Below are 20,945 nucleotides of genomic sequence, written 5' to 3'. Positions count from 1 at the left end.
TCGGAACAGCTCCGGCGATCCTGGCACTCCGTGGACGGTCAGAAGTCGATCGCCTCGAAGGGAACTAACGCCATTCCATCGATGGTCTTTTGGGGATCCTGCCAGTCCGTGTCGAGGAGTCGCGTCGAAAGTCGAGCCAGGCTCTCGCGCAGCTTTTTGTCGAGTGCGGCGAGGGTTAGGTCATCCGATTGGAGAAGATCCGCCTGGCTTCTCCGAAGCAGACTCTCGGGGCGGGCAGGAGGGAGGCCCTGTCGCCTTCGTAGATGCTCGGCGAAGGTTCGATGGCCACGGTCGACGGCGAGGAATGAAGTCTCCCCGCTCGCGGCGGCCGTGCCGATCTCGAGCAATTCCGATAGGTCGCGTGCCGTGCCCGAAGCCGCTTGCTGGAATTGGGTCAGTTCGTCGATCAGCGACTTCAACTCTCCGGCGGTCATCAGAATCTCGATCTCGATCATCTGGTCACTTTCGAGCCTCTCGGCGATCCAGCCACGTCGGACCGAAGGAGCCTTCCGGCCGTCGGAGCGAGGGTCGGGTCGGGCGACACGAGCGGCGTCGCCTCGGTGGAGGTCGACGAGCACCGGTGCCACTCGATCGAGCGACAGTCCCTTGCTGTTCACATACTCGCCGAGCCGACCCTCGGCCTCGGCCGTGGCCAGGGCCGCGATCGTCCGGGCATGCTCCACTCGATCGTCGATCAGCGATTGGAGCCGCTCGGCGAGCTTCCCCCCCTCGTCGACCGTGGCCGTCAGGGGCATCACGGGTCTCTCGTACTTGGATTCCGCCGAGAGGGGCCGGTACGACTCCTCGGCCATCAGTCTCCATTGGTCAGAATATCGAGCCCGTTCGTCTCTCGACAGCGATCCTGGCCGGTCAATGCCCACCGTGGCTATCGTGATCCCGCTCGATCGAGCCCGGGCGGCGAGGGAGCGGACCCGGTCAAGCCCACGATCGTGGTCGGGGGCGTCGCCAATCACCACGATCAGCTTGGTGGCCAACTCTCCCGCGCGTCCGGTCGGCCACTCGACGTGCCTGCTCGCTGGTTCCCCGGGAACGGCCGGGAGGGCCAGTTCCAGACCATCGAAGACCGTTTCGTCGACCGTTCCATCGCCATGGCTAGCCGCCTGGATCCGTTCGAGGGCGGCGAGAAATCCCGACGGGCTGGTGAACGAGGTCACCCGACGCGCCTTGAACCCGTAATGTCGGGCCTCATCGCGATATTCCACCAGGGCGAACCGGAGCGAGACGTCGTCGTAGCGTTTGGAAGCCGTTGCGACGAGATCGGCCGCGAGCCTGCGAGCGTCATCGATCGTGGCCTTCATCGAGGCCGTGGTGTCCATCACGAACGCGATGTCGACCACCTTGAGATAAGGACGGAGGTCGGGAGGAGGTTCCGTCGGGCGGATCGGTTCCTTCGCTTGATCTTTCACCAGGCTGGCCACTTCGTGAATGGTCCGCCCCCCGACCGAGCGTGTCTTGAGGATGGGAAATCCCAGCGTGGGGCCTTCGACCGCCGTGCCTCCGGGGGCGATCCTTGACGGCTCCTCCGGCTCCTCACCTTCGGTTGGGCATCGGTCGGCATGCCTGGAGCACTTTGCACTTTCGATTCGTTCCACCAGGCAAGACTCGTCCCGATAGAGGACCAGGGCCGGACGTCCTTCGCGGGGAGTCGGGCGGGCCAGCAAGCGGGTATCCCACTCCAGGACTTCCGAGGCAGGGACCCAACCTTGCGGCGGTCCCTCCTTCGGGCCGACTTGGTAATAGGTGGGAGGATCGAGCGGATCGACACCGTAGACGAATTGAATCGCGAAGTAGTCGAGCGGCGGTCCGACCGGTTTGCCCCCGACCGGTTCGGACCGACAGACCACGGACAGATTCTTGACCAGAACCTTGCGTCGAAGCCCGTCGACGGTCCTGAGAATCCCGTCGGGGGGGCCGATGGGCTCTTCTTCCGCCAGATCCTTCGTCCGGTCGAAGAGTCGAGGTGACTCGGTTCGATCGTCCGGTTCGGGAGGGAGCTTTGTCCCTCGACCGATCAGGGTCGACAAGCCGAGCCCGACCAGCAAAAGCAGATAGAAGACCGGCATTCGATGGAGTGCGGGCATTCCGACCGGTCTCGATTTCTGGAAGTCGCCGTGAATCTCTCTTCATGATAAGCCCTGACCCCGAGGGCCGACAACCAGGGAAAATTCACGCCTTGCTTCGAAAAGGATGCGGTTGGAGTCGCAGTAGTCGCGAATCTATCGAGAAGCATGGCGGCTCCATGCTGGCCGGGGGTAAATCCGAGGGTGCTCCTTGGGTTCGTTTTTCCCAGTTGAAGTTTGGGTTCGTTTTTTCCGGAAGAGCATGGGGGCCTGACTGGCCCATTGTTGGATCGGAGCGGGTCGGATCGGACGGCGCTGGACTCTGGCGCGATGACCCTGGAAACTATCGGGAGTGGCGATCACGAGAGAAGCCGACTTGATCCTCGATTGGGAGAGGTGTCGTGTCACCGAGACGGTTGGTTTGCTCGACCTGGATCGTACTGGCGCTGATTTCGAGCCGCTCGGAAGCGGTGCCGGTCGTCGAACTCCTGGGATGGGCGTCCGAGGGGGCCTTGATCAGCGGTAAGGGGCAAGGGCCGGACCTGATCCTGCTGGTTGCGGATTCTTCGTGGGATGTCTCGGTCGCTCGTGATCCTTCACGCTTTCGGGTCCGGATCGTTCTGCCTGGAGGGTCGGTCGAATCCCGGAATCTCGCGTTGAACGCGACTTCTGGACGACGACGCCTCCCCATCTTCGTCACGGCGAGTTCGGTCCGAAATCTTCCTCCAGGCCGGGTCAAGCTAGCGATCTCGGTGGTTGATGCCGTTTCGGGCGAGGTCCTGAGCAACGTACTCGAAGCCGGGATCGAGCGGTTCCCGAGACCCCGAGGCGATGCCTCGGCTCGCGATTTCGGCCCGTTCGGGTGGGGAAAGTCGATGGAAGGTCCGATCCGGATCCTGCCCAGGAATGGTCCGGATGGTTTGACGTTCGCCCGAGTCCTCGGCGAGAAAGACGCCGCGGGATTCTTCGTCGCAACCACCGAGGCGACTGTCCAACAGGTGGGGACACGGCTCCAGGGATATGATCCCCGTGCCGATCGGTCCGACGAGTTCGCCCTCGAAGACCCCGATCAACCGGCCATCGGACTGACACCGGCGGAGTCCCTCGACTACCTCAAGGCACTCGGAGAAGCCGACCCGGCCGGGCTGGCCTATCGGCTTCTCACCGCCGAGGAATGGAACCGGGCTGCCCGGTCAGGACGGTCCGGCCACTTCTGGTGGGGTGAGGATCCGACTCATCCGGAAGGGGCCAATTTTCTCGGCCCTGAGCCCGCTTTGGCTGTCGATGCCACGGCGACGAGCCGGCCTTCCACCCATCCCCCAACCTTCGAGGCCAATCCGATCGGGCTGTTTCACACCTTCGGGAATTCCGCCGAGTGGGCGACCGATCCCGAGGGCGGGTTTGTTCGGATGGGGGGCCACTTCCGGACCGAACCGGCCTCGTCCCTCCCTCTCGTGAAAGTTGGAGGCTCCGAGGAGCTGGGACCAGACCCGTTCGTCGGGGTCCGGCCTGCCTTCGGACTCACTCCCGAAGCTGGCGCCGCGCTCATCCGGAAGCGGCTGGTCCAGGAGGCCCGGCTTGCCGGGGTCGCCGTCGGCTACGATCCGGATCGGTCCACGGTCACTCTGACCGGGAAGGTCGGAGAGGTTTCCTCCCGGAGGCTGGCCGACACAATCGTTCAGGAATTCTGGTTCGTCGCGGCCGTCGAGAACCGGTTGGAATCGCCGAAGATCGCTCGCGGCCAGCTGGCGAATCTGGGCCCGCTCGCGAGCCCGGTCCGTCTCGGTTCGAGCCTTCGAGGGGCATTCCTGGAAATACCACTCTCCGTCCGATGGTTCGACCCTCTGCCGGTCGCCGGTTCGGAATGGTGGGTCAATATCAACTTGCCCGGAGGAGGTCATCTGGCCCACAAATTGGCAGAAGTTCGGCCGGGCCGATCCCGGGTGGTCAAGGCGGTGATCGACCTGGCCCGGGTTTCCGTAGGCCTGGCCGACGGTCCCTCCGTCGTGGTCTATCTGAGTCTGGGCGCGGCCGCTGGAACTCCTCAAGCCCCCGATGTCGTGAGCAACCCGACCGTGATCCGGCTCGTCCTACCGGCCCGATCTTCCTGAATAAAAGTGGGGGAGCGACGATTACTCTGGGGGCCAGTCGGTCCTCGATCGGTCGCTTCGATCGTTACTCAACCAACCCGAGGTCTGATTCGTCATGTCGAACGTCGATGGATTCACGCTCCCGAAACCGGGCATCCCCAAGACTCTGGGAATCCTGAACGTGATCTTCGGTGTGTTGATGGTCCTCTATGGGATGTGCACGCTGGGCTTCATGATCGCAATGCCGGCCTTGACGGAGTTCGCCAAGTCGAGCGTCAATCAGGCACAAGCAAAGATCGAGGATCGCCAGAAGGCCCAGATCAAAGAACTGGAAGAGCGGGAGGTGGCGGCGACCAGCGAGGAGGAAAAAAGTGCGATCAAGGCGGAAAAGGAGGAATTGATCGCTAATCCTCAGGTGATGCCCAAGATTGAAACGACGGGCATGGAAGTTTTGCAAGAGCCGGTGGTGAAGGCTTACAGCTACACCCAACTGGTGAGCGGGATGATTCTGAGCTTGATCCTCATGATCTCCGGGATCGGGTTGATCCGTCTCAAGCCCGGGGGTCGTACCTTGGCCCTCAGTTGGGCGGTGCTGCAAATCATCCAGATCGTTCTCCTTTCGGCCGTCAGCTTCTTCTACGTCCAGCCGATCACCGTCGCGAGTACCGAGAAGATGTTCGCCAAGATGGAAGCCGACGCCAGTGGGCCCAATGCGGCACCCGGGGCTGCTGAGAACCTGAAACTGGTGAAGGCCATGCAAGGCTCGGGTGCGACGAACGTCTTCCTGATCCTGTTCGTCGTCTCGGGATGCATCTATCCCACCATCGTCCTGATCCTCCTCAATAATCCGGGGGCACGCGCGGCCTTGCTCGGCCCCAAGCCTGACGAACAGGGCGAATTCTGATCTCGAATGGGAATCTCGCCATGTCGCCCGACTCCGATCAGACTTCGCCGGGAATCAACCCTCGACCCGGGGTCGTGAAGACCCTGGGGATTACCAACATCGTCCTCGCGGTTTTGACCCTGGTCGGGGTGATCACCGAAGCCATGTGGCTCTATGTCGCTATCTATTCCGGGGTGGCGGAAATCCCCCCCGGGACCGACTCGGCGGTTAACTCGGTCGGCATCACGATGATTGGCATGAACAACCTGAACTTCATCCGATTCTGCGCGGTCGATGCCATGACAGCCCTGATCCTGAACCTCGCGATGCTCATCTCCGGAATCGGCCTTATCAATCTTCGAGGTTGGGGCTCTCGACTCTGGTCCTGGACGGGATGGATCAAGATTGTTCGCCTATTCCTCCTCTGGGGTTTCTACCTCGTCGTGATCTCGCCCGAACTTTCCTCCGACATGGCCCAGTCGGTCGTCCAGTTGGTCCGGGCCGGAGGGGGGCCTCCCGGTCGAGGGCCGTCGATTGGGGATCTGACCCGAGCGTACTCGTTCATGAACCTGATCGTCTCGGTTTCGATCATCGTCCTGGGTTCGATCTATCCTGCGTTCTCGCTCTGGGTTTTGAGTCGACCCGGGATGAAGGCCGCCCTGGTCCGAGATCCTTCGAAGGAGCCGGCACGCTCGTGATCGACCTCATCTCGATCGTCCTGGGACCACTGGCCGCTCCCGAATGTGGCAGGGCTTCGCGCCGGAGCTGGTTGATCTGGGTCCGGATGCTCCCGGCGATCGCCTCCTCCTCGGTGGCTTTCGTGATCCTCTGGATCTGGTGGATGACGCAACAGATCAACCCCAATCACCAGCCTTATTTCGAGCTTCGCACCGGGCTCTCGATCGTTGTGGGGATGCTGGTTGCATTTGCCATGATCCTCACTCCGGCGGTCCTGGCCGGGAGCCTGGCGGGGGATAAGGAACGAGGCTCGATCGGCTTGTTGTTGACGACTCGGGTGAACGCGGCCGAGATCGTACTGGGGAGGTTGGCCGGCCGTCTCAGCCAGGTCTTGATGATCGAGCTGGCGGCTATACCCGCTTTATTGCTCTTCGCGAGCCTGGCGGGACTGGGGCCTCTCTCGACCTTCTCCTTGATCGCCCTGCCCGCAGGCCTCGCGTTGGGAGGTGGGGGGATCGCCCTGGCGGCCTCGGCGATGTCGAGGCGCGGGCGTGATGCGTTGCTCCTGGTTTACCTCATCGAAATCCTGACGATCCTGATCCCGATGGTCGCCGCGGTCCCTTACTGGGTCACTCTGATCAATCCGATCCCCAGCTTCATGGACCTGAGCTGGGCCGACGAGCCCACTCCTGCGCTGGTGACGGCCGGAGTCTGGTCGGCCCTCGGTCTTCTCGGTTTGGCCCTGGCCTCCTGGCGGCTTCGCCCCGCCTGCCTGGCCGAAGGGGGAGACGCCAGGTCTCGGCTGAAGGCCCGCCGGAAGGTATGGGTTCCTCCGCTGGACGATCGGCCGATGCTCTGGAAGGAGCTTTACATCGAGCGAGCGGGGACCCTTGGGAAGGTGGGTCGGTGGATTGGTGCGCTCCTGGTCATCTGGTTAGGACTCGGCAGTCTGACCCTGGGAGGCATCGCTGCCTGGAACTATTCGACCCAGTCCGACGCCGCCTGGGCGGATTGGGCGGTTCAGCAACTTTCGGCCTGGTACGGCGGGTCGGCCCTCTTCCTCTCGTTCTTGATCGAGTGGGCGATTGGCCTCCGGGCGGCCGTGGCGATCTCCTCGGAAAGAGAGCGGGGGACCTGGGACGCCCTATTGACCAGTCCCCTGGAGGGATCCGAGATCGTCCGGGCCAAGCTCTGGGGAAGCCTTCATGCGCTCCGATGGTTGATCGGATCGGCCTTGCTGGCCTGGACAGTCTCCGCGATCTACGGGGCCATGACGATCGCCGAGTATCTAGAAGTTCTAGCCGGTGTCGGAGCGATCGGGGCCTTCATGGCGGCCGCGGGCGTCCGGACTTCTCTCCGGTCGGGTACTGCCACTCGTTCGATGGGAGTGACGATGGGCCTCTGGCTCGGTGCGTACCTGGGCTCGTTGGCGTTGGCTTGGATCGTCTGCGTAACGGTAGTCGTCCTCTGCTTCATCGGTTGGCTGATGGCGATCCAGATGGGACTGACTACGACATCGTCCCGGCCCTGGTTTCCCATGTCGTTCCGGTTGGGGTCCGATCTTTGCTTCTACGGCCAGTTCCTGTTCTGGACGGGCGGCGTTGTCGCCGAGACCAAACTTCGATTCGACCGGGTCGCGGGGCGGATGACCGCCGGGACCACTGCAGTTGCCTTCGACCGACTCATCCACGGGAAGCCGATGGCACCGGTCCAACTGGAGCGGGGGGCTCGATCCGAGTCTCCCATCGAGCCGGAGTGGTCGGGATCTCAAGTTGAGTGATCGAGTAAGGTCCTACTTGATCGGCTCGACGGGTGCCCGGCGAATTGCGGCCTCGGGAGCGATGAGCCCGAGGTTATTCAAGGCCGCTCGAGTCTCGATCCGCCGGGCCTTGGAGAGGTCGATCCGTTCGTCGGACAGGTTGACCTCGAACTTGCGATTCCCGGAGAGTTGTAGCGGGATCTTGATCGTGAACGTGCTTCCCTGGCCCGGTCGACTCTCCAGATGAACATCCCCACCCAGCAGACGGGATAACTCGCGGACGATCGAGAGTCCGAGCCCGGTCCCCTGATGGTCGCGGGTCAGGACCCCTTCCTCCTGACCGGGATGACGGGCCTGACGGAATTTTTCGAAGATCGATTCTCGATCCTCCTCAGCGATCCCGATCCCCGTGTCGGCCACCGATAGGACCAGGAACCGACCTTCGGCCTGGGCCTTGAGCAGGACTCGTCCCCCTTCCGGGGTGAACTTGATCGCGTTGGAAAGCAGGTTGTAGAGGATCTGACGGAGTTTGCCCGGGTCCTGCCGGATCAGGGGGACCGCCTCTTCGAGCTGGCACTGGAGGTCGATATTCTTGCGGTCGGCGATCGGACGGGCCAGTGAGACCAGCGCCTCGCAGACATCCCGGATCGAGAAATCTTCCGTCCGGACCTCCATCTTCCCGCTCTCGATCTTGGCCAGGTCGAGGATGTCATTGATCATCCCCAGGAGCATCTTGCCGGAGGTCTGGATGTTCGCCGCGTATCGCCGTTGCCTCTCGTTCAGCTGTTCGGAGCCGGAGAGGACCTCTGAGAATCCGATGATCGAATTCAAGGGCGTCCGAAGCTCATGGCTCATCGTGGCCAGGAAGTCGCTCTTTAAGCGATTCATCTCGAACAGGGCGAGGTTGGCCTGCGCCAGCTCGTCCACCTTCCGGTCGAGGTCGTGATTGACGGCCCGGAGCTCCTGCTGCATGGCGACCAGGTTGTGGAGCATCCGGTTGAAGGCGTGCGAAAGCTCCTCGAATTCATCGCCCGTCTGGATCTGGGCCCGGACGGTCAGCTTGCCCGCCGCGATCGCGTCGGAGACGTCGCGAAGGTGCTTGACCGGCTTGACGATCACGTACCGTACGATCGTCCAGGAGGCCACCATCGCCAGGATCGCGGTCACCAGGGCCGCTGAGATCAGGATTGCCCGATTCTGGTTGATGTCGCGATTGATCTTGTCCATCGGGAGATGGACCACCACGGCGCAGGCCAGATCGCCCGGCCGGTTGTCGGCCCACTTGCCATTCGCAAGCTCGCGGACGCTATGCGACTCGTGGCAATCGATGCATTCCTGCTTGAACAAAACGGCCTGGATATACTGGAATTCGGTCCGCCCCGGGAGGATCCTCGATTCCTCCATCGACGACCCATTCGCGAAAGTATAAGGCTTCTTGATCGCCGAGCTCGGTCCCGACTCGCCGGCGGAAATGAGGAACCTTTTGAGCGCCTCCCGTTCATAGTCATCCCGGGGGCCGCTCCCCCCTCGTCCAGCCTTGTAAGGATCGAGCAGGTACCCCTCGAAATTCAGGAGGTCGTCCTGTTCCTTGAAGCTGTGGGAAAACTCATCGAACTTTCGCTTGGTCTCGCTGTTAACGAACTTGTCCGACTTGTAGTGCATGTCGACGACCGTGGGGTTCACCAGTCGCCTGGCGGTCTGGGTCGTCTGTCCGATGACTAATTTTTCGGTCTTCTGGCCGTACCAGTAGAAACTGGTCGAGACCAGCAAGAGGATCCCGCCGCCGAAGATGAATCGGCACTTCCGCTCCAGGCTGGTCTCGCCCAGCAGGTGCTTGAAGGTCCGGTACGACATCGAGCCCCCACCCTGAGGTTGAACCCGCCCGAGGCAGATCGATGGTCCCGATCGGGCTGGAATCTCACCTTACCCGAAGCTCGCGGGATCGAACAGGCGAGGTCAGCGTCGCGAGTCCCGGCCGCCTTTCGACGGCCGGAGGACCTGACATCGAGGGCAATAGTGTGTGGGACGGCCGATCAAACCGGCGATCTTAGTCTTGGTAATCGGACCTGAACAACCCGGACAAGGCTGGCCTCCTCTGCCGTACATGGCATTCTTCGCGAGGAAGCCACCTTCCAAACCGAGCACGGTCCGATACCCCGCGTCGAAGCTCGACCCCTCCGCCGCGATGGCTTCGTTCAGGATCAGCCCGATCGCCACATGCAGTCGCTTGATTTCCGGCTTGGTCAGGCCGGAGGAAGGTCGCTCGGGGTGGATCCGGGAGTGAAAGAGGACCTCGTCGGCATAGATGTTGCCAATTCCCGCCAATACTTTCTGGTCCATCAAGGTTGGCTTGATCCCTCGGCTCGTCTTAATCAGTCGATCTCGGAGTTCGATCTCGGTGATATTCAGGGCGTCAGGGCCGTGAGAGCGAGCGAAGGCCGCCTCGGCATCGTCTATGCCGACGAACCAAGCAATCTTCCCCAGTCGGCGAGTATCGCAAAACCAGATGGGTTTGCCCTCATCGCCCATCCCGAATGTCAGTCGCGTATGTTCCGGGCGATCGGGGGAAACCAGCCAAAATCCTCCCGTCATCCTGGGTTGAATGACGATGATTCCACGGTCATCGCCGAGTTCGATGACGACCCATTTACCTCGCCGATTCACCTGGGTCACTCGAGAACCGAGGGCACGATCGACCAATCCCTGTGCCGTAATCCCCTGGAGAAGGTGAGGGTCTTCGATCGTAAATCTCTTGACCGAACGGCCGACCATGACCGGTCGGAGCCCGCGGACCATCGTCTCGACTTCGGGAAGTTCCGGCATCTCCGCCTCCTCGTCCTTTTCCATTCAGTCTAACGCAATCGACCGGTTAAGAGCGAATTTGCGATTGGCCTTTGCCGGTTGGGGATTCAATGGCTGCCACCTCATTTCACCTTCCGTGACACGATTTGCAAATAATCGGTGAATTTGATGGCGGGTGCTTGACAGATTATGACGAAGGCGGAATGCTGGTTGACGGGTTGTGCGAGATGTTGGTCAAAAAGGGTGACATGCTCGCCGAGCCGAGACGCAAACTTCTCCTGGATCGAATCGCCCGGCAGGGTTTCGCCACCCTCGACGAGCTGGTCAAGTCCCTGGGAGTCTCCGAGAGCACGGTCCGACGTGATCTCGAGGCCCTGGATCTGGCCGGGGTCGTGAAGCGGACCCACGGAGGCGCGGTCTTCTCGGCCTCGGAGGCCCGGGCCATGCCCGCCTTCGACGAGCGGACCGATAGTGCGGCGCGTGAGAAGCGGGCGATCGGCCAGGCGACGGCTTCCCTCATCGACGACGGAGACACGGTCTTGCTGGACGGCGGCACGACGACTCTCGAAGTCGCCCGGGCCTTGCTTGGCAGGCCGGTGCAGATCGTCACCAACAGCCTTCCCATCGCCCAGCTATCCGCCTCCAGCAAGGAAATCGACCTGATTCTGATCGGCGGCTACGTCTATCCCAGGACCGGAGTCGCCCTCGGACCCTTGGCGATCTCGATGATGCAGGGGATCCGGGTCCGCAAGGCGATCCTCGGGGCAGGGGGGATCGTTTCCGAGGGCGTCTACAACTCGAACCTGCTCCTGGTCGAGACCGAGCGTCAGATGATGGCTTGCGGTCAGGAAGTCATGATCGTGGCCGATCACTCAAAATTTGGCCGGCTGTCGCTGGCTTTCCTCTGCGGACTGGACGCGATCGACGACCTGGTCGTCGATCCCGGGATATCCGAGGCGGACCGGGCGATGGTCGAGGCCGCAGGGGTGAAAGTCCATCTCGCGGACCTTCCGCTCGAGACGACTGGGTCGTCTAAATTAAACGGACCGAGGACCGAAGCATGAGCACGCTGGCAACCCCCGACCGCTCGCAGATCGAGCGGATGGTCCGATCGATCCTGGAGAATCAGCTCGGATCGAATGGTTCGCCGAAGGATGTTTCGGATCACAAGCCGAAGCTCGTCGTCAACATCTCGGCCCGGCATGCCCACCTGACCCAGGCCGATGTCGACGTCCTGTTCGGCGAAGGTTATCAGCTCACGCCGATGAAGCGGCTTTATCAGGACACCGACTTCGCCTCGAACGAGACCATTGCTGTGGTTGGGCCTCGCCAGCGGATGATCCCCGGCGTCCGGATCCTCGGGCCATGTCGGGCTTTCAGCCAGGTCGAGCTCTCGATCACCGACGCGATCAGCCTGGGCCTCGACATCCCCGTCCGGCTCTCGGGCGACATCGAGGGAACTCCGGGGTGTCTCCTGATCGGGCCCAAGGGGAGCCTGGTCTTGCCCAAGGGGGTCATCAAGGCCGAGCGTCACGTTCACATGGGGCCCAAGGACGCCGAGTATTACGGGGTGAAGGCGAAGGACCGGATGAACCTCCGGGTCGAGGGCCCTTGCCCGACGACGCTCGAAGGCCTGCTGGTCCGTACCCATCCCGACTGGAAGCTGGAAGTTCACATCGATACCGACGAGGCCAATTGCTCCGACCTGACGCACGCGACCAAGGTCACGCTCGTCAAGGCTTGAATCGATCCGACTGAGTGGCATTCACCGATCCCGACCGACTTGTCTAAAGGGGCCCACTGATGGCCAGTTCGACCGTAGAAGCGCTGGGGATGATCGAGTGCAAGGGGTTCGTCGCGCTGGTGGAAGCCTGCGACGCGATGCTGAAGGCGGCCAACGTCGACCTCGTCGGCTGGGACAAGATCGGCAGTGGCCTGGTCACGGCCTTCGTGTCCGGCGACGTCGCGGCGGTCAAGGCGGCCGTTGATGCCGGGGCCGCGGCCGCCAGCCGGATCGGCGAGGTCGTGAGCGTCCAGGTCATCCCCCGGCCCCACGAAGATCTCACCGGCGTCCTCTCCTTCACCAAGCCCGCCCCGGCCGCCCCGGCCAAGACCTCCGGCAATGGAGCCTGAACGATGGCCGTCTCGACCCAACGCGGAACGAAGTCCCCGAGCGCCGGGTTCAACGGCGATGCCCTCGGCCTGATCGAGACCAAGGGGCTGGTCGGGATGATCGAGGCGACCGACGCGATGCTGAAGGCGGCAAACGTGACGCTCGTGGGCCGGATCGGCATCGGTGCGGCGTTCATCACCACGATGGTCCGGGGAGACGTCGGCAGCGTCCGGGCCGCCGTCGAGTCCGGAGCCGAGGCCGCCAGTCGGGTGGGCGAACTCGTCAGCGCCCACGTCATCCCCCGCCCCGATGAGGCGGTCTTGCGGACTTTCATCGGCTGATTCTCCCGTTCTCGGGCGATCAGCGGTCAGCTTTCGGCGGTCAGCCAGAACTTACGGAACACTCAAAAGTAGGCATCGGTCCGGCGATCGGCCCCCAAGGGTCGATCGCTGAAAGCTGACCGCTCACAGGGGCATGACATGAATAGCGCTCTTGGTCTGATCGAAACGCAAGGGCTGGTCGGCCTAATCTACGCGATCGACGCCATGCTCAAGGCGGCGAGCGTGGAACTGGCCAGCTCGATCATGAAACTCGACGGCGGGATCGTCAGCGTGATGATTCGGGGCGACGTCAGCAGCGTCCGGGCCGCCATCGAGGCCGGGGCGGAAGCCGCCAGCCGGGTCGGCGAATTGAAGGCGGCTCACGTGATCCCCCGGCCGGGCGAAGCGGTCGTCGCAGTCTTCGGCGGGGGCCGCTGATGAAGGTCCTGGTTGCCAACCTCGGGAGCACGAGCTTCAAGTATCGCCTCTATGACCTCGAAGGTGGAGAGCACCTCCTGGCTCGCGGCGGCATCGAGCGGATCGGGTCCGAGAACGCCAAGGTCACCATCAAGAAAGATGGCGGCGATCTGGAAACAGTTCGACCGGTCGCCGACCACGGCGACGCGGTCCAGATCTGTCTGGACCAACTCTCCGACCCGACCACGGGCGTCCTCAAGGACGCCTCGGAGGTCTCGGCCATCGGGTTCAAGTCGGTCCACGCCAAGGATGTGTCGGGGGTCCAACTCGTGACCGAGTCGGTCCTCGAGGCGATGGAAGCGTTCGCCGACGTGGCCCCCGCCCACAACCCGCCTTATATCAAGGCCATGCGGATGCTAGGCGGGCGATTCCCCTCGATCCCCCTGATCGCCGCCTTCGAGACGGGGTTTCACAGGACGATCCCCGAGGCCAACCAACGCTATGCGATCCCTGATGAATGGGCGACCGTTCATGGGATTCGACGCTGGGGGTTCCACGGCGCCAGCCATCGCTTCATCGCGGGGCGAATGGCGGAGCTGCTCGGCCGGGATGACCTCAAGATCATCTCCTGCCACCTCGGTGGATCATCCTCCCTCTGCGCGATCAAGGATGGCAAGTCGGTCGCGACCAGCATGGGGATGAGCCCGCAGGCCGGGCTCCCGCAAAACAATCGCGTGGGCGACTTCGACGTCTTCGCCCTCCCGGCAATCATGAAATCGACCGGCCTGTCGCTGGAAGTCATCCTGGACACCCTGGCCAATCGATCGGGGCTGGAAGGCATCGGGGGATCGGGCCGGGACCTCCGAGACATCGAGTCCGCCGCCTCGGAAGGGAACGAGAAGGCCCGGTTGGCGCTGGATGTCTACATCGCCTCGGCTCGTCACTACCTGGGCGCGTATCTGGTCGAACTGGGCGGCGCCGACGCGATCGTCTTCACCGGAGGGATCGGCGAGAACTCGGTCCTGATCCGCGAAGGGGTTTGCCGAAACCTCGACTGGTTCGGGATCGAACTCGACCCGACCACGAATCGTTCCGGGCCGGCCGAGCGGGTCGTCTCGTCCTCGAAATCGAGAGTCCAGGTCTGGACGGTCCCGACCAACGAGGAAATCGTGGTCGCTCGCCAGGCTCGCGACCTGCTGACTGGTCGGAAGTCTTGACCGGCTCAATAACTTGGATTTCGAGCGGTCGAAAACCCGATTTTCTCTCGGCCTGAGCCTCGAAGTCTCGCATCCGATTTCAGGAGTCCGACCCGATGTTCGTCGCCCGAGTGACCGGCAGCTTGGTGGCCACCCAGAAGGTGGCCTCGATGACCGGGCACAAGCTCCTGATCGTCGAACCGTACCGGATCGACGAGAAGGATCGCGACCGCCTGGTCCCCACCGGCCGGACGTTCGTGGCGGTCGATGCGCTGGGGGCGGGGCTCGATGAGATGGTCCTGATCTGCCAGGGGTCGAGCGCCCGACTGACTCCCGAGACCGAAAAACTACCGATCGACGCGGTGGTGATCGGCCTGGTCGACACGGTCGATGTCGGCGGTAAGACGATATTCTCAACCCGCGACGAATCGACTCGATAAACCGCAAGAGAACCCGGCCCCCTTCACGCCACGGTGCCCGCCATGGAAATGACCGAAGACCTGATCCGAAATGTCATCCAGCAGGTCCTGACCCAGATGGGCACCGGCGGGCCGACGACCAACGGCTCGACCCCCAGGCCCTCCGGCAAGGACGGGGTCTATCCGACGGCCGACGCCGCCGTCCTGGCCGCCGAGGCCGCGTTCGTCCACTATCGAAAACGCCCCCTGGCCTGTCGACGGAAGGCCGTCGATGCGATCCGGACCATCTGCGTGGCACAGGCCGAGGAACTCGGCCGGATGGAACTGGACGAGACCAAGATTGGCCGACTCGACCACAAGATCGCCAAGCTCCGCGACGCGATCCCGCGGGCCCCGGGCGTCGAGTATCTTCGGACGGATAACTGGTCTGGCGACGACGGGATCACCTTGACCGACTATTCGCCGTTCGGGGTCATCGGGGCGATCACTCCGGCCACGCACAGCCTGCCCACGCTGGCCGGCAATGCGATCAATATGCTGGCGGCGGGGAACACGGTGGTCGTCAACGCGCACCCATCGGGAGCCAAGGTGGCCGCCGAGGGCGTCCGTCGATTCAATCGGGCGATTCGCCAGGCGATCGGCCTCGATGACCTCATCACGATCATCGAGACGCCCACGTTGGAGTCGGCCGCGGCGCTGTTCGATCACCGAGGAGTCAAGCTTTTGGTGGTGACCGGAGGGCCGGCCGTGGCGCGTGCCGCCCTGGCCAGCAAGCGGCGAGCCGTGGTCGCGGGGCCGGGGAATCCGCCGGTGGTCGTCGACGCGACGGCGGATATCGAGAACGCCGCGAAGTCCATCATCGCCGGCGCCGCGTTCGACAACAACTTGCTCTGCATAGGCGAGAAGCAGGTCTTTGCCGTTTCCGACGTCTTCGACAAGCTCATGGAAGCCGTCGGCCGACATGGCGGGTTCCGTCTGAATGCCTCCCAGATCGAGGCATTGACGAAGGCGGCCTTCGTCCAGGGGGACGACAAGCATTACCACGTCAACAAGGATCTCGTGGGCAAGGATGCGGCCGTCCTGGCCCGCCACGCGGGGGTCGAGGTGCCCAAGGGGACTGAGATCGTGTTCGGCGAGACAGGGGCCGATCACCTGTTCGTGGAGCACGAGCAGATGATGCCCTTCATCCCGTTCGTCCGAGTTCCCGACGTGGACCGAGCCATCGAACTGGCGAAGTCCAGCGAGCATGGATACGGACACACCGCGATCCTGCACTCCCGGGACACCTCGGTCATGTCTCGGATGGGCAAGTTGATGGATTGCACGGTTTTCGTGATCAACGGGCCGAGCACCGCCGGCCTCGGCCTGGGCGGCGAAGGCGTGCTTTCGTTCTCGATCGCCGGGCCGACCGGGGAAGGGGTCACGACCCCACTCACGTTCACCCGCCAGAGGCGGACGGCGGTCGTTGGTTCGATGCGATTCGTCTGAGCATTCGTTCTCCACCATCAGGATGGCCTTAATCCATGCAAATCGGCCGGGTGATCGGCACGGCGACGTCTACGGTCAAGCATCCTACCTTCCAGGGGGAGAGGATGCTGGTCGTCCAGCTGGAAGGGACGGAGGGTCGGGCGGATGGCGAGCCGGTCCTGGTCTTCGACCGGCTCGGGGCAGGGCGGGGAGACCGGGTCCTGGTCACCAGTGACGGGCAGATTCTTCAGGAGCAGATCGGCCGGAACACGCCGGGCCGATGGAGCGTGATGGGGCTACCCGATCGATGACGCCGAGCTGGACCGAGGTGAACGCGGCCTTGATGGCCGTCCTGGCGGACTTCAGCCGGTCGAGCCGACCGGTGAGCCGATCCTCGCGGCCCTCGCTTGACGTCTTCGTCGATCGTCTCTTTTCGCTCCGCCACGCCGAGGCTCTGGCGGAGTCGATCGAGGAGATCCGGATCGCTCCGGGTACGGTCGTCACCCCGATGGCCCGGGACTATCTCAAGCGGCGACGGGTCTCGATCCGGATCGTTTCGGGCCGAGAGGCAATCGCTTCAAGAGTTCGAGCCTCGGGGGAGTGGGGATTTGCGATCGAGTCGCGATCGGGAACTTCCGAGGCCTTTCGCCGGATCCTCCTCGATGCCTGGACGGAGGTCGGACAGGACTCGGTCGAAGCGGCCCGATGGGTGGATGATGAAACTGGTCGAGGTGCCTTCGTGTTGACGGACGAGGCTTCGATCGCAACCTGGCGGGTAGGTCGGATTCCGGGCATCCGGGCGGCGTCGGTGGTCGAGCCAGAGGCCGTCTCCCGGGCAATCCGTCATCTCGGGCCTAACTTGATCGTGGTCGAGCCTCGCGGAAAGTCGATCTACCTCTTGAAGCAGATCGCCGATCGATTCCGTGAAGGGGGCGCGCCGGCCATTCCTGACGGACTGCTGGACATGGGACTGACCGCGAGTCGGTCGGGGAGGCTGTCATGAGAATCGCCGAAGTGATCGGCCGGGTCACTCTCTCTCGGAGCCACCCGAGCCTCAAGGCCGCTCGATACGTGATCGCCTTGCCGATGCCGCTGACGGCACTCACCGAAGATTCCCCCCGACGTGGGGAGGAAGTCATCACCTTCGACACCCTGGGAGCCTCGCCCGGCTCGATTATCGGGCTGAGCGAAGGTGGCGAGGCGGCCAACGCGCTCCGTCCGAACAAGGTCCCGATCGACGCCTATTGCGCTTGCCTGATCGATCAAGTCAACCTTTGAAACCAACGAATCGACCCGAGAAGACCCCGACCCGAGGACCCCGGCCATGGCCGCAAGCGGCGACCTGATGAGTGAATGGAAGCTCCGCGAGGAGATGTGTGAGATCGGCCGGCGGGTCTACGCCAAGGGGTTCGCCGCGGCCAACGACGGCAACATCTCGTACCGTCTCGGGGAGGATCGGGTCCTCTGCACGCCGACCCGGGTCTCGAAGGGGTACATGAAGCCCGATGACCTCTGCATCGTAGACATGGACGGCAAGCAGGTTTCCGGTAAGCGGAAGCGGTCGAGCGAGATCCTGCTTCACCTGACGATCATGAAGACCCGGCCGGACATCAAGTCGTGCGTCCACTGTCATCCGCCCCACGCCACCGCTTTTGCCGTCGCCCACGAGCCGATCCCCAAGTGTACGATGCCCGAGTTCGAGGTCTTCCTGGGCGAAGTGGCCATCGCACCTTACGAAACCCCGGGAACTCAGGCGTTCGCCGACACGGTGATCCCCTATGTCCGGGATACCGACGTGATCCTGCTGGCCAATCACGGGACGATCACCTGCGGATCGGACCTGACCGACGCCTACTTCAAGACCGAGATCATCGACGCCTATTGCCGGATCTTGATCCTGACCAAGCAACTCGGTCGGGTGAACTATTACGACGACGCCAAGGCCGCCGAGCTGATCAAGATCAAGCCGAACCTGGGGATTCGCGACGTTCGACTGGAAAAGGGACTGGAGAACTGCGACCTCTGCGGCAACAGCCTGTTCCGCGAAGGTTACACCGAGTTCAAGCCGGAGCATCAGGCGTTCATCCCGGCCAAGCTCCAGGAAGCCGTGCAGGCCGCGACCTCAGCCGCATCGCCCTCTTCCAACGGTAAGACCGCCGGCGGCTCGATGGACGACATGGTCCAGACGATCACCGACCAGGTCATGAAGTTCATGAACGGGTCTTCCAACGGTTCCGGTCGCGGTTGAGTGCGATCGTAGAACAGTTTACCCATCCAGAATACCGATCCACCATTTGAGATCTGGGATCTGAAACCCAGGGGGATATGATGAAGGTCAGCATCATCGGCGGGGGCGGGCTGGTCGGCTCATGCGCCGGATACGCCCTGCAATGCGGCGGGGTGGTCAGTGGGCTCGACCTGATCGACGTGAATGCCGACCTCTGCCGGGGGCAGGCTCTCGACCTCCTCCACGGGTCGTCCATCGCCGCGGATCAGCGGATCCGGGCGACCGGATACGAGGCGATTCCCGAGAGTGACTTGATCTGCATCACCGCCGGGCTTCGCCGGAAGCCCGACGAAAGCCGCCTCGATCTGATCAACCGGAACGTAGAACTGTTCCTGAACATCCTGAGCCAGGTCAAGTCGGCCGGCCCGAAGAAGTCGGCGATCGTCCTGGTCGTCTCGAACCCGGTGGACGTCCTGACCTACCTGGCGACCATCCAGCTGGGCCTCCCCTCGACGCAGGTCATAGGGCTCGGAACGGAGCTCGATTCGGCGAGATTCCGAAGCCTGATTGCGGAGTCGCTCAAGCTACCCCCGACCCAGGTCACGGCCACGATCCTCGGCGAGCACGGCGATAGCATGGTGCCGATCTGGTCGTGTGCTCAGGCCGCCGGGCTTCCCCTGGATAAGTTCCCCGGCTGGACTTCCGGGACGGCGGACGCCCTGTTCGCGAAGACTCGGGGTAGCGGAGCCGAAGTCATCAAGCTCAAAGGCGGGGCCGGCTTCGCGGTCGGCCTGGCGATCCGCGACGTGATCCATGCGATCGCCCTCGATAGCAAGCGGATCTTGCCGGTCGCCTCGCTGGTCAATGGGGTCTACGGGATGCGAGACGTCTGCATCTCGGTCCCGACGGTACTGGGTCGGTCGGGTGTCGAGGCTCAGCTCGAAATCGAACTTTGGCCCAAGGAAGTCTCGGCGTTGCAGCATTCGGGGCAAGTTCTCCGAGGGACCATCGACCAGGTCCTCCAGTCCAACCCGAACGCCTCGAAGGGGGCACTCAAGCCCCCGAGTCCCGCGGCAAGACCCTCGGGGAACGGTTCGGGAGTTCGGGTTACGATGGGTTCGGCGGGGGGTAATGGCCCTTCGGGCAAGAGCCTGGTAACCATCTCCGGGCAAGGGGGCGGCCGTGGTTAAGTCGCTCGACCGTAAACTGGCCGCGATTCACGCCGATCCCTCGTGTCGCGAGTTCATCCTGGCCGACGCCAAGGATGCCGACATGGCGTTCGGGATTGGTGCGCCCGGACATTCCCCCGAGGCCCACTCGGGCGAGGTCCGATTCAAGACCCTGGAAGAATATCGCGAGCAGATCCGGGCGATCGTGAAGCAAGGGGCGGTCGACATCATGCTGATGTCGGCGCACACCAATCACGCCCTGACCATCCGAGAGCGGATCTTCGAAGGGTCGGCGATCACGCCGGCCGCCCGGGCGAACGACACCACCGACGTCCACATCGCCAGGGGTTCCCGCTACGCCGAAGGGGCCGCGATGCCCTTCCGGTCGGCCAGCCTCGATCACATTCAGTGCGGGCACCTGGATTGCTCCGCCGAGGAGCGGGCCATCGGAGCGGACCTCGGCCTTTACAGCGTGACGTTCAACAATGACCTGAAGCTCGATCACGCCACGCTCGAACGATTCCATCAGTTTCGCGAAGAGGCCGAGCGGAAGAAATTTCGCTACTTCCTGGAAGTCTTCGACCCCAACCTTTCCAACGTCATCGACCCGGCCATCCTGCCGCACTACCTGAACGACATGATCGCCCGGATGCTGGCGGGGGTGGCGCCGGCGGGCCGGCCGGTCTTCCTGAAAATCGTCTATCATGGACCGAAGGCGATGGAGGAATTGGTCCGGTACGACCCGCATCTCGTCGTTGGAATCCTTGGCGGGTCGGCCGGGACGACGCTCGATGCCTTCCAGATGCTCGCCGACGCCCAGAAATACGGCGCCAAGGTGGCGCTCTACGGTCGGAAGATCAACAACGCCGAGAATCAGCTCGCATTCGTCCAGTTCCTCCGGCTGATCGTCGATGGTGTGATCGGCCCGGTTGAGGCGGTCAAGGCGTATCACGCCGTCCTCGGGAAGCTAGGGATCGCCCCGAAGCGAAACCTGGAAGAAGACTTGAAGTTGGGAGCGGGCTCGATGAGCTACGGGGGATCCTCGACTTCGGTCATGGTCCCGGCGAGACCAAAGCCAGTTCAGGCCGAGGGTTGCGGTTGCCATTCTCCTCTCCCGAAGGTCTCCGGCGTCGAAGCCTGCCAGTGCCACACCGCCGAACCGGCCGCTACGATCACACCGCCGCCAGTGGCCGTGAAGTCGAACGGGAAGCCTTCGAAGAATGGTTTTCCCGCCACCCTCGATGGTCGCCCCGACTTCTCTCGGATGGATGTCACCCAGCGTCTGGCGTATCATCGAGATCGACTCGGCCTGGATCGTTGATTC

At 63.1% G+C, this 20,945-nt stretch carries 20 protein-coding genes and 1 pseudogene; 18 read left to right on the top strand and 3 right to left on the bottom strand.

Translation table 11 applies throughout. The features are described from left to right. Positions 1-38: 38 nt before the first annotated feature. Entirely contained in the window at positions 39-2,102 is a 2,064-nt protein-coding gene (locus P12x_RS21515; RefSeq protein ID WP_435006836.1) for a vWA domain-containing protein, read from the bottom strand. Positions 2,103-2,482: 380 nt separating this feature from the next. Between P12x_RS21515 and P12x_RS21510 the strand changes: the two genes are divergently transcribed. The 4 genes from P12x_RS21510 (at position 2,483) to P12x_RS21495 (ending at position 7,512) form a co-directional block, all read left to right on the top strand. After that, entirely contained in the window at positions 2,483-4,192 is a 1,710-nt protein-coding gene (locus P12x_RS21510) for a formylglycine-generating enzyme family protein (protein WP_435006835.1), read from the top strand. A 94-nt stretch (positions 4,193-4,286) separates the two neighbouring features. Further along, positions 4,287-5,075, top strand: a complete 789-nt coding sequence (locus P12x_RS21505; RefSeq protein ID WP_435006834.1) for a hypothetical protein — start codon at positions 4,287-4,289, stop codon at positions 5,073-5,075. A gap of 20 nt (positions 5,076-5,095) precedes the next feature. Beyond that, the gene (locus P12x_RS21500) at positions 5,096-5,752 is read left to right on the top strand and encodes a hypothetical protein (protein WP_435006832.1); all 657 of its coding nucleotides are present in this window, start codon (positions 5,096-5,098) and stop codon (positions 5,750-5,752) included. Next, positions 5,749-7,512, top strand: coding sequence for an ABC transporter permease (locus P12x_RS21495; RefSeq protein ID WP_435006830.1), 1,764 nt, complete (start codon positions 5,749-5,751; stop codon positions 7,510-7,512). The genes P12x_RS21500 and P12x_RS21495 overlap by 4 nt, the downstream gene beginning before the upstream one ends. A gap of 12 nt (positions 7,513-7,524) precedes the next feature. Here the strand turns inward: P12x_RS21495 and P12x_RS21490 are convergent, their stop codons facing one another. Together P12x_RS21490 and P12x_RS21485 are read right to left on the bottom strand one after the other, a co-directional pair. Next, a complete protein-coding gene (locus P12x_RS21490; protein WP_435006829.1) occupies positions 7,525-9,345 on the bottom strand; it encodes an ATP-binding protein in 1,821 nt (606 codons plus the stop codon). 102 nt (positions 9,346-9,447) lie between these two features. Then, the gene (locus tag P12x_RS21485) at positions 9,448-10,263 is read right to left on the bottom strand and encodes an Fpg/Nei family DNA glycosylase (protein ID WP_435011707.1); all 816 of its coding nucleotides are present in this window, start codon (positions 10,261-10,263) and stop codon (positions 9,448-9,450) included. A gap of 257 nt (positions 10,264-10,520) precedes the next feature. Between P12x_RS21485 and P12x_RS21480 the strand changes: the two genes are divergently transcribed. The 14 genes and pseudogenes from P12x_RS21480 (at position 10,521) to P12x_RS21415 (ending at position 20,942) form a co-directional block, all read left to right on the top strand. Then, a complete protein-coding gene (locus P12x_RS21480) occupies positions 10,521-11,357 on the top strand; it encodes a DeoR/GlpR family DNA-binding transcription regulator (RefSeq protein ID WP_435006827.1) in 837 nt (278 codons plus the stop codon). Continuing rightward, positions 11,354-12,037, top strand: coding sequence for a phosphate propanoyltransferase (gene pduL, locus P12x_RS21475; RefSeq protein WP_435006826.1), 684 nt, complete (start codon positions 11,354-11,356; stop codon positions 12,035-12,037). Before P12x_RS21480 ends, pduL begins: the two co-directional genes overlap by 4 nt. Before the next feature lie 59 nt (positions 12,038-12,096). After that, positions 12,097-12,426 (top strand): BMC domain-containing protein, encoded by a 330-nt coding sequence (locus P12x_RS21470; protein ID WP_435006825.1) that lies wholly within the window; start codon positions 12,097-12,099, stop codon positions 12,424-12,426. A 3-nt stretch (positions 12,427-12,429) separates the two neighbouring features. After that, positions 12,430-12,747, top strand: coding sequence for a BMC domain-containing protein (locus P12x_RS21465; protein ID WP_435006824.1), 318 nt, complete (start codon positions 12,430-12,432; stop codon positions 12,745-12,747). A 138-nt stretch (positions 12,748-12,885) separates the two neighbouring features. Continuing rightward, the gene (locus P12x_RS21460) at positions 12,886-13,164 is read left to right on the top strand and encodes a BMC domain-containing protein (protein WP_435006822.1); all 279 of its coding nucleotides are present in this window, start codon (positions 12,886-12,888) and stop codon (positions 13,162-13,164) included. Next, the gene (locus tag P12x_RS21455; RefSeq protein WP_435006820.1) at positions 13,164-14,360 is read left to right on the top strand and encodes an acetate/propionate family kinase; all 1,197 of its coding nucleotides are present in this window, start codon (positions 13,164-13,166) and stop codon (positions 14,358-14,360) included. Before P12x_RS21460 ends, P12x_RS21455 begins: the two co-directional genes overlap by 1 nt. 95 nt (positions 14,361-14,455) lie before the next feature. Then, positions 14,456-14,779, top strand: a complete 324-nt coding sequence (locus tag P12x_RS21450) for a EutN/CcmL family microcompartment protein (protein WP_435006818.1) — start codon at positions 14,456-14,458, stop codon at positions 14,777-14,779. 42 nt (positions 14,780-14,821) lie between these two features. Beyond that, positions 14,822-16,246: an aldehyde dehydrogenase family protein gene (locus P12x_RS21445; protein ID WP_435006816.1), complete on the top strand. Its 1,425-nt coding sequence runs from the start codon at positions 14,822-14,824 to the stop codon at positions 16,244-16,246. Between the two features lie 35 nt (positions 16,247-16,281). Beyond that, on the top strand, positions 16,282-16,536 hold the full coding sequence (locus P12x_RS21440; protein WP_435006815.1) for a EutN/CcmL family microcompartment protein: 255 nt from the start codon (positions 16,282-16,284) through the stop codon (positions 16,534-16,536). Next, complete coding sequence (locus P12x_RS21435) at positions 16,533-17,228, top strand: hypothetical protein (protein WP_435006814.1); 696 nt, start codon at positions 16,533-16,535, stop codon at positions 17,226-17,228. The genes P12x_RS21440 and P12x_RS21435 overlap by 4 nt, the downstream gene beginning before the upstream one ends. Beyond that, the gene (locus P12x_RS21430) at positions 17,225-17,503 is read left to right on the top strand and encodes a EutN/CcmL family microcompartment protein (RefSeq protein ID WP_435006813.1); all 279 of its coding nucleotides are present in this window, start codon (positions 17,225-17,227) and stop codon (positions 17,501-17,503) included. The genes P12x_RS21435 and P12x_RS21430 overlap by 4 nt, the downstream gene beginning before the upstream one ends. Positions 17,504-17,549: 46 nt before the next feature. Next, entirely contained in the window at positions 17,550-18,473 is a 924-nt protein-coding gene (locus P12x_RS21425; RefSeq protein ID WP_435006811.1) for a class II aldolase/adducin family protein, read from the top strand. 80 nt (positions 18,474-18,553) lie between these two features. Beyond that, positions 18,554-19,474 (top strand): annotated as a pseudogene (locus P12x_RS21420) (malate dehydrogenase); the annotation flags it as partial. A gap of 160 nt (positions 19,475-19,634) precedes the next feature. After that, a complete protein-coding gene (locus tag P12x_RS21415) occupies positions 19,635-20,942 on the top strand; it encodes a hypothetical protein (RefSeq protein WP_435006810.1) in 1,308 nt (435 codons plus the stop codon). Positions 20,943-20,945 lie beyond the last annotated feature (3 nt).

This window comes from Tundrisphaera lichenicola (genome assembly GCF_051175385.1).
GTDB lineage: Bacteria > Planctomycetota > Planctomycetia > Isosphaerales > Isosphaeraceae > Tundrisphaera > Tundrisphaera lichenicola.
The sequence above is the reverse complement of the archived record's forward strand: the minus strand, read 5'-3'. Positions and strand labels throughout refer to the sequence as shown.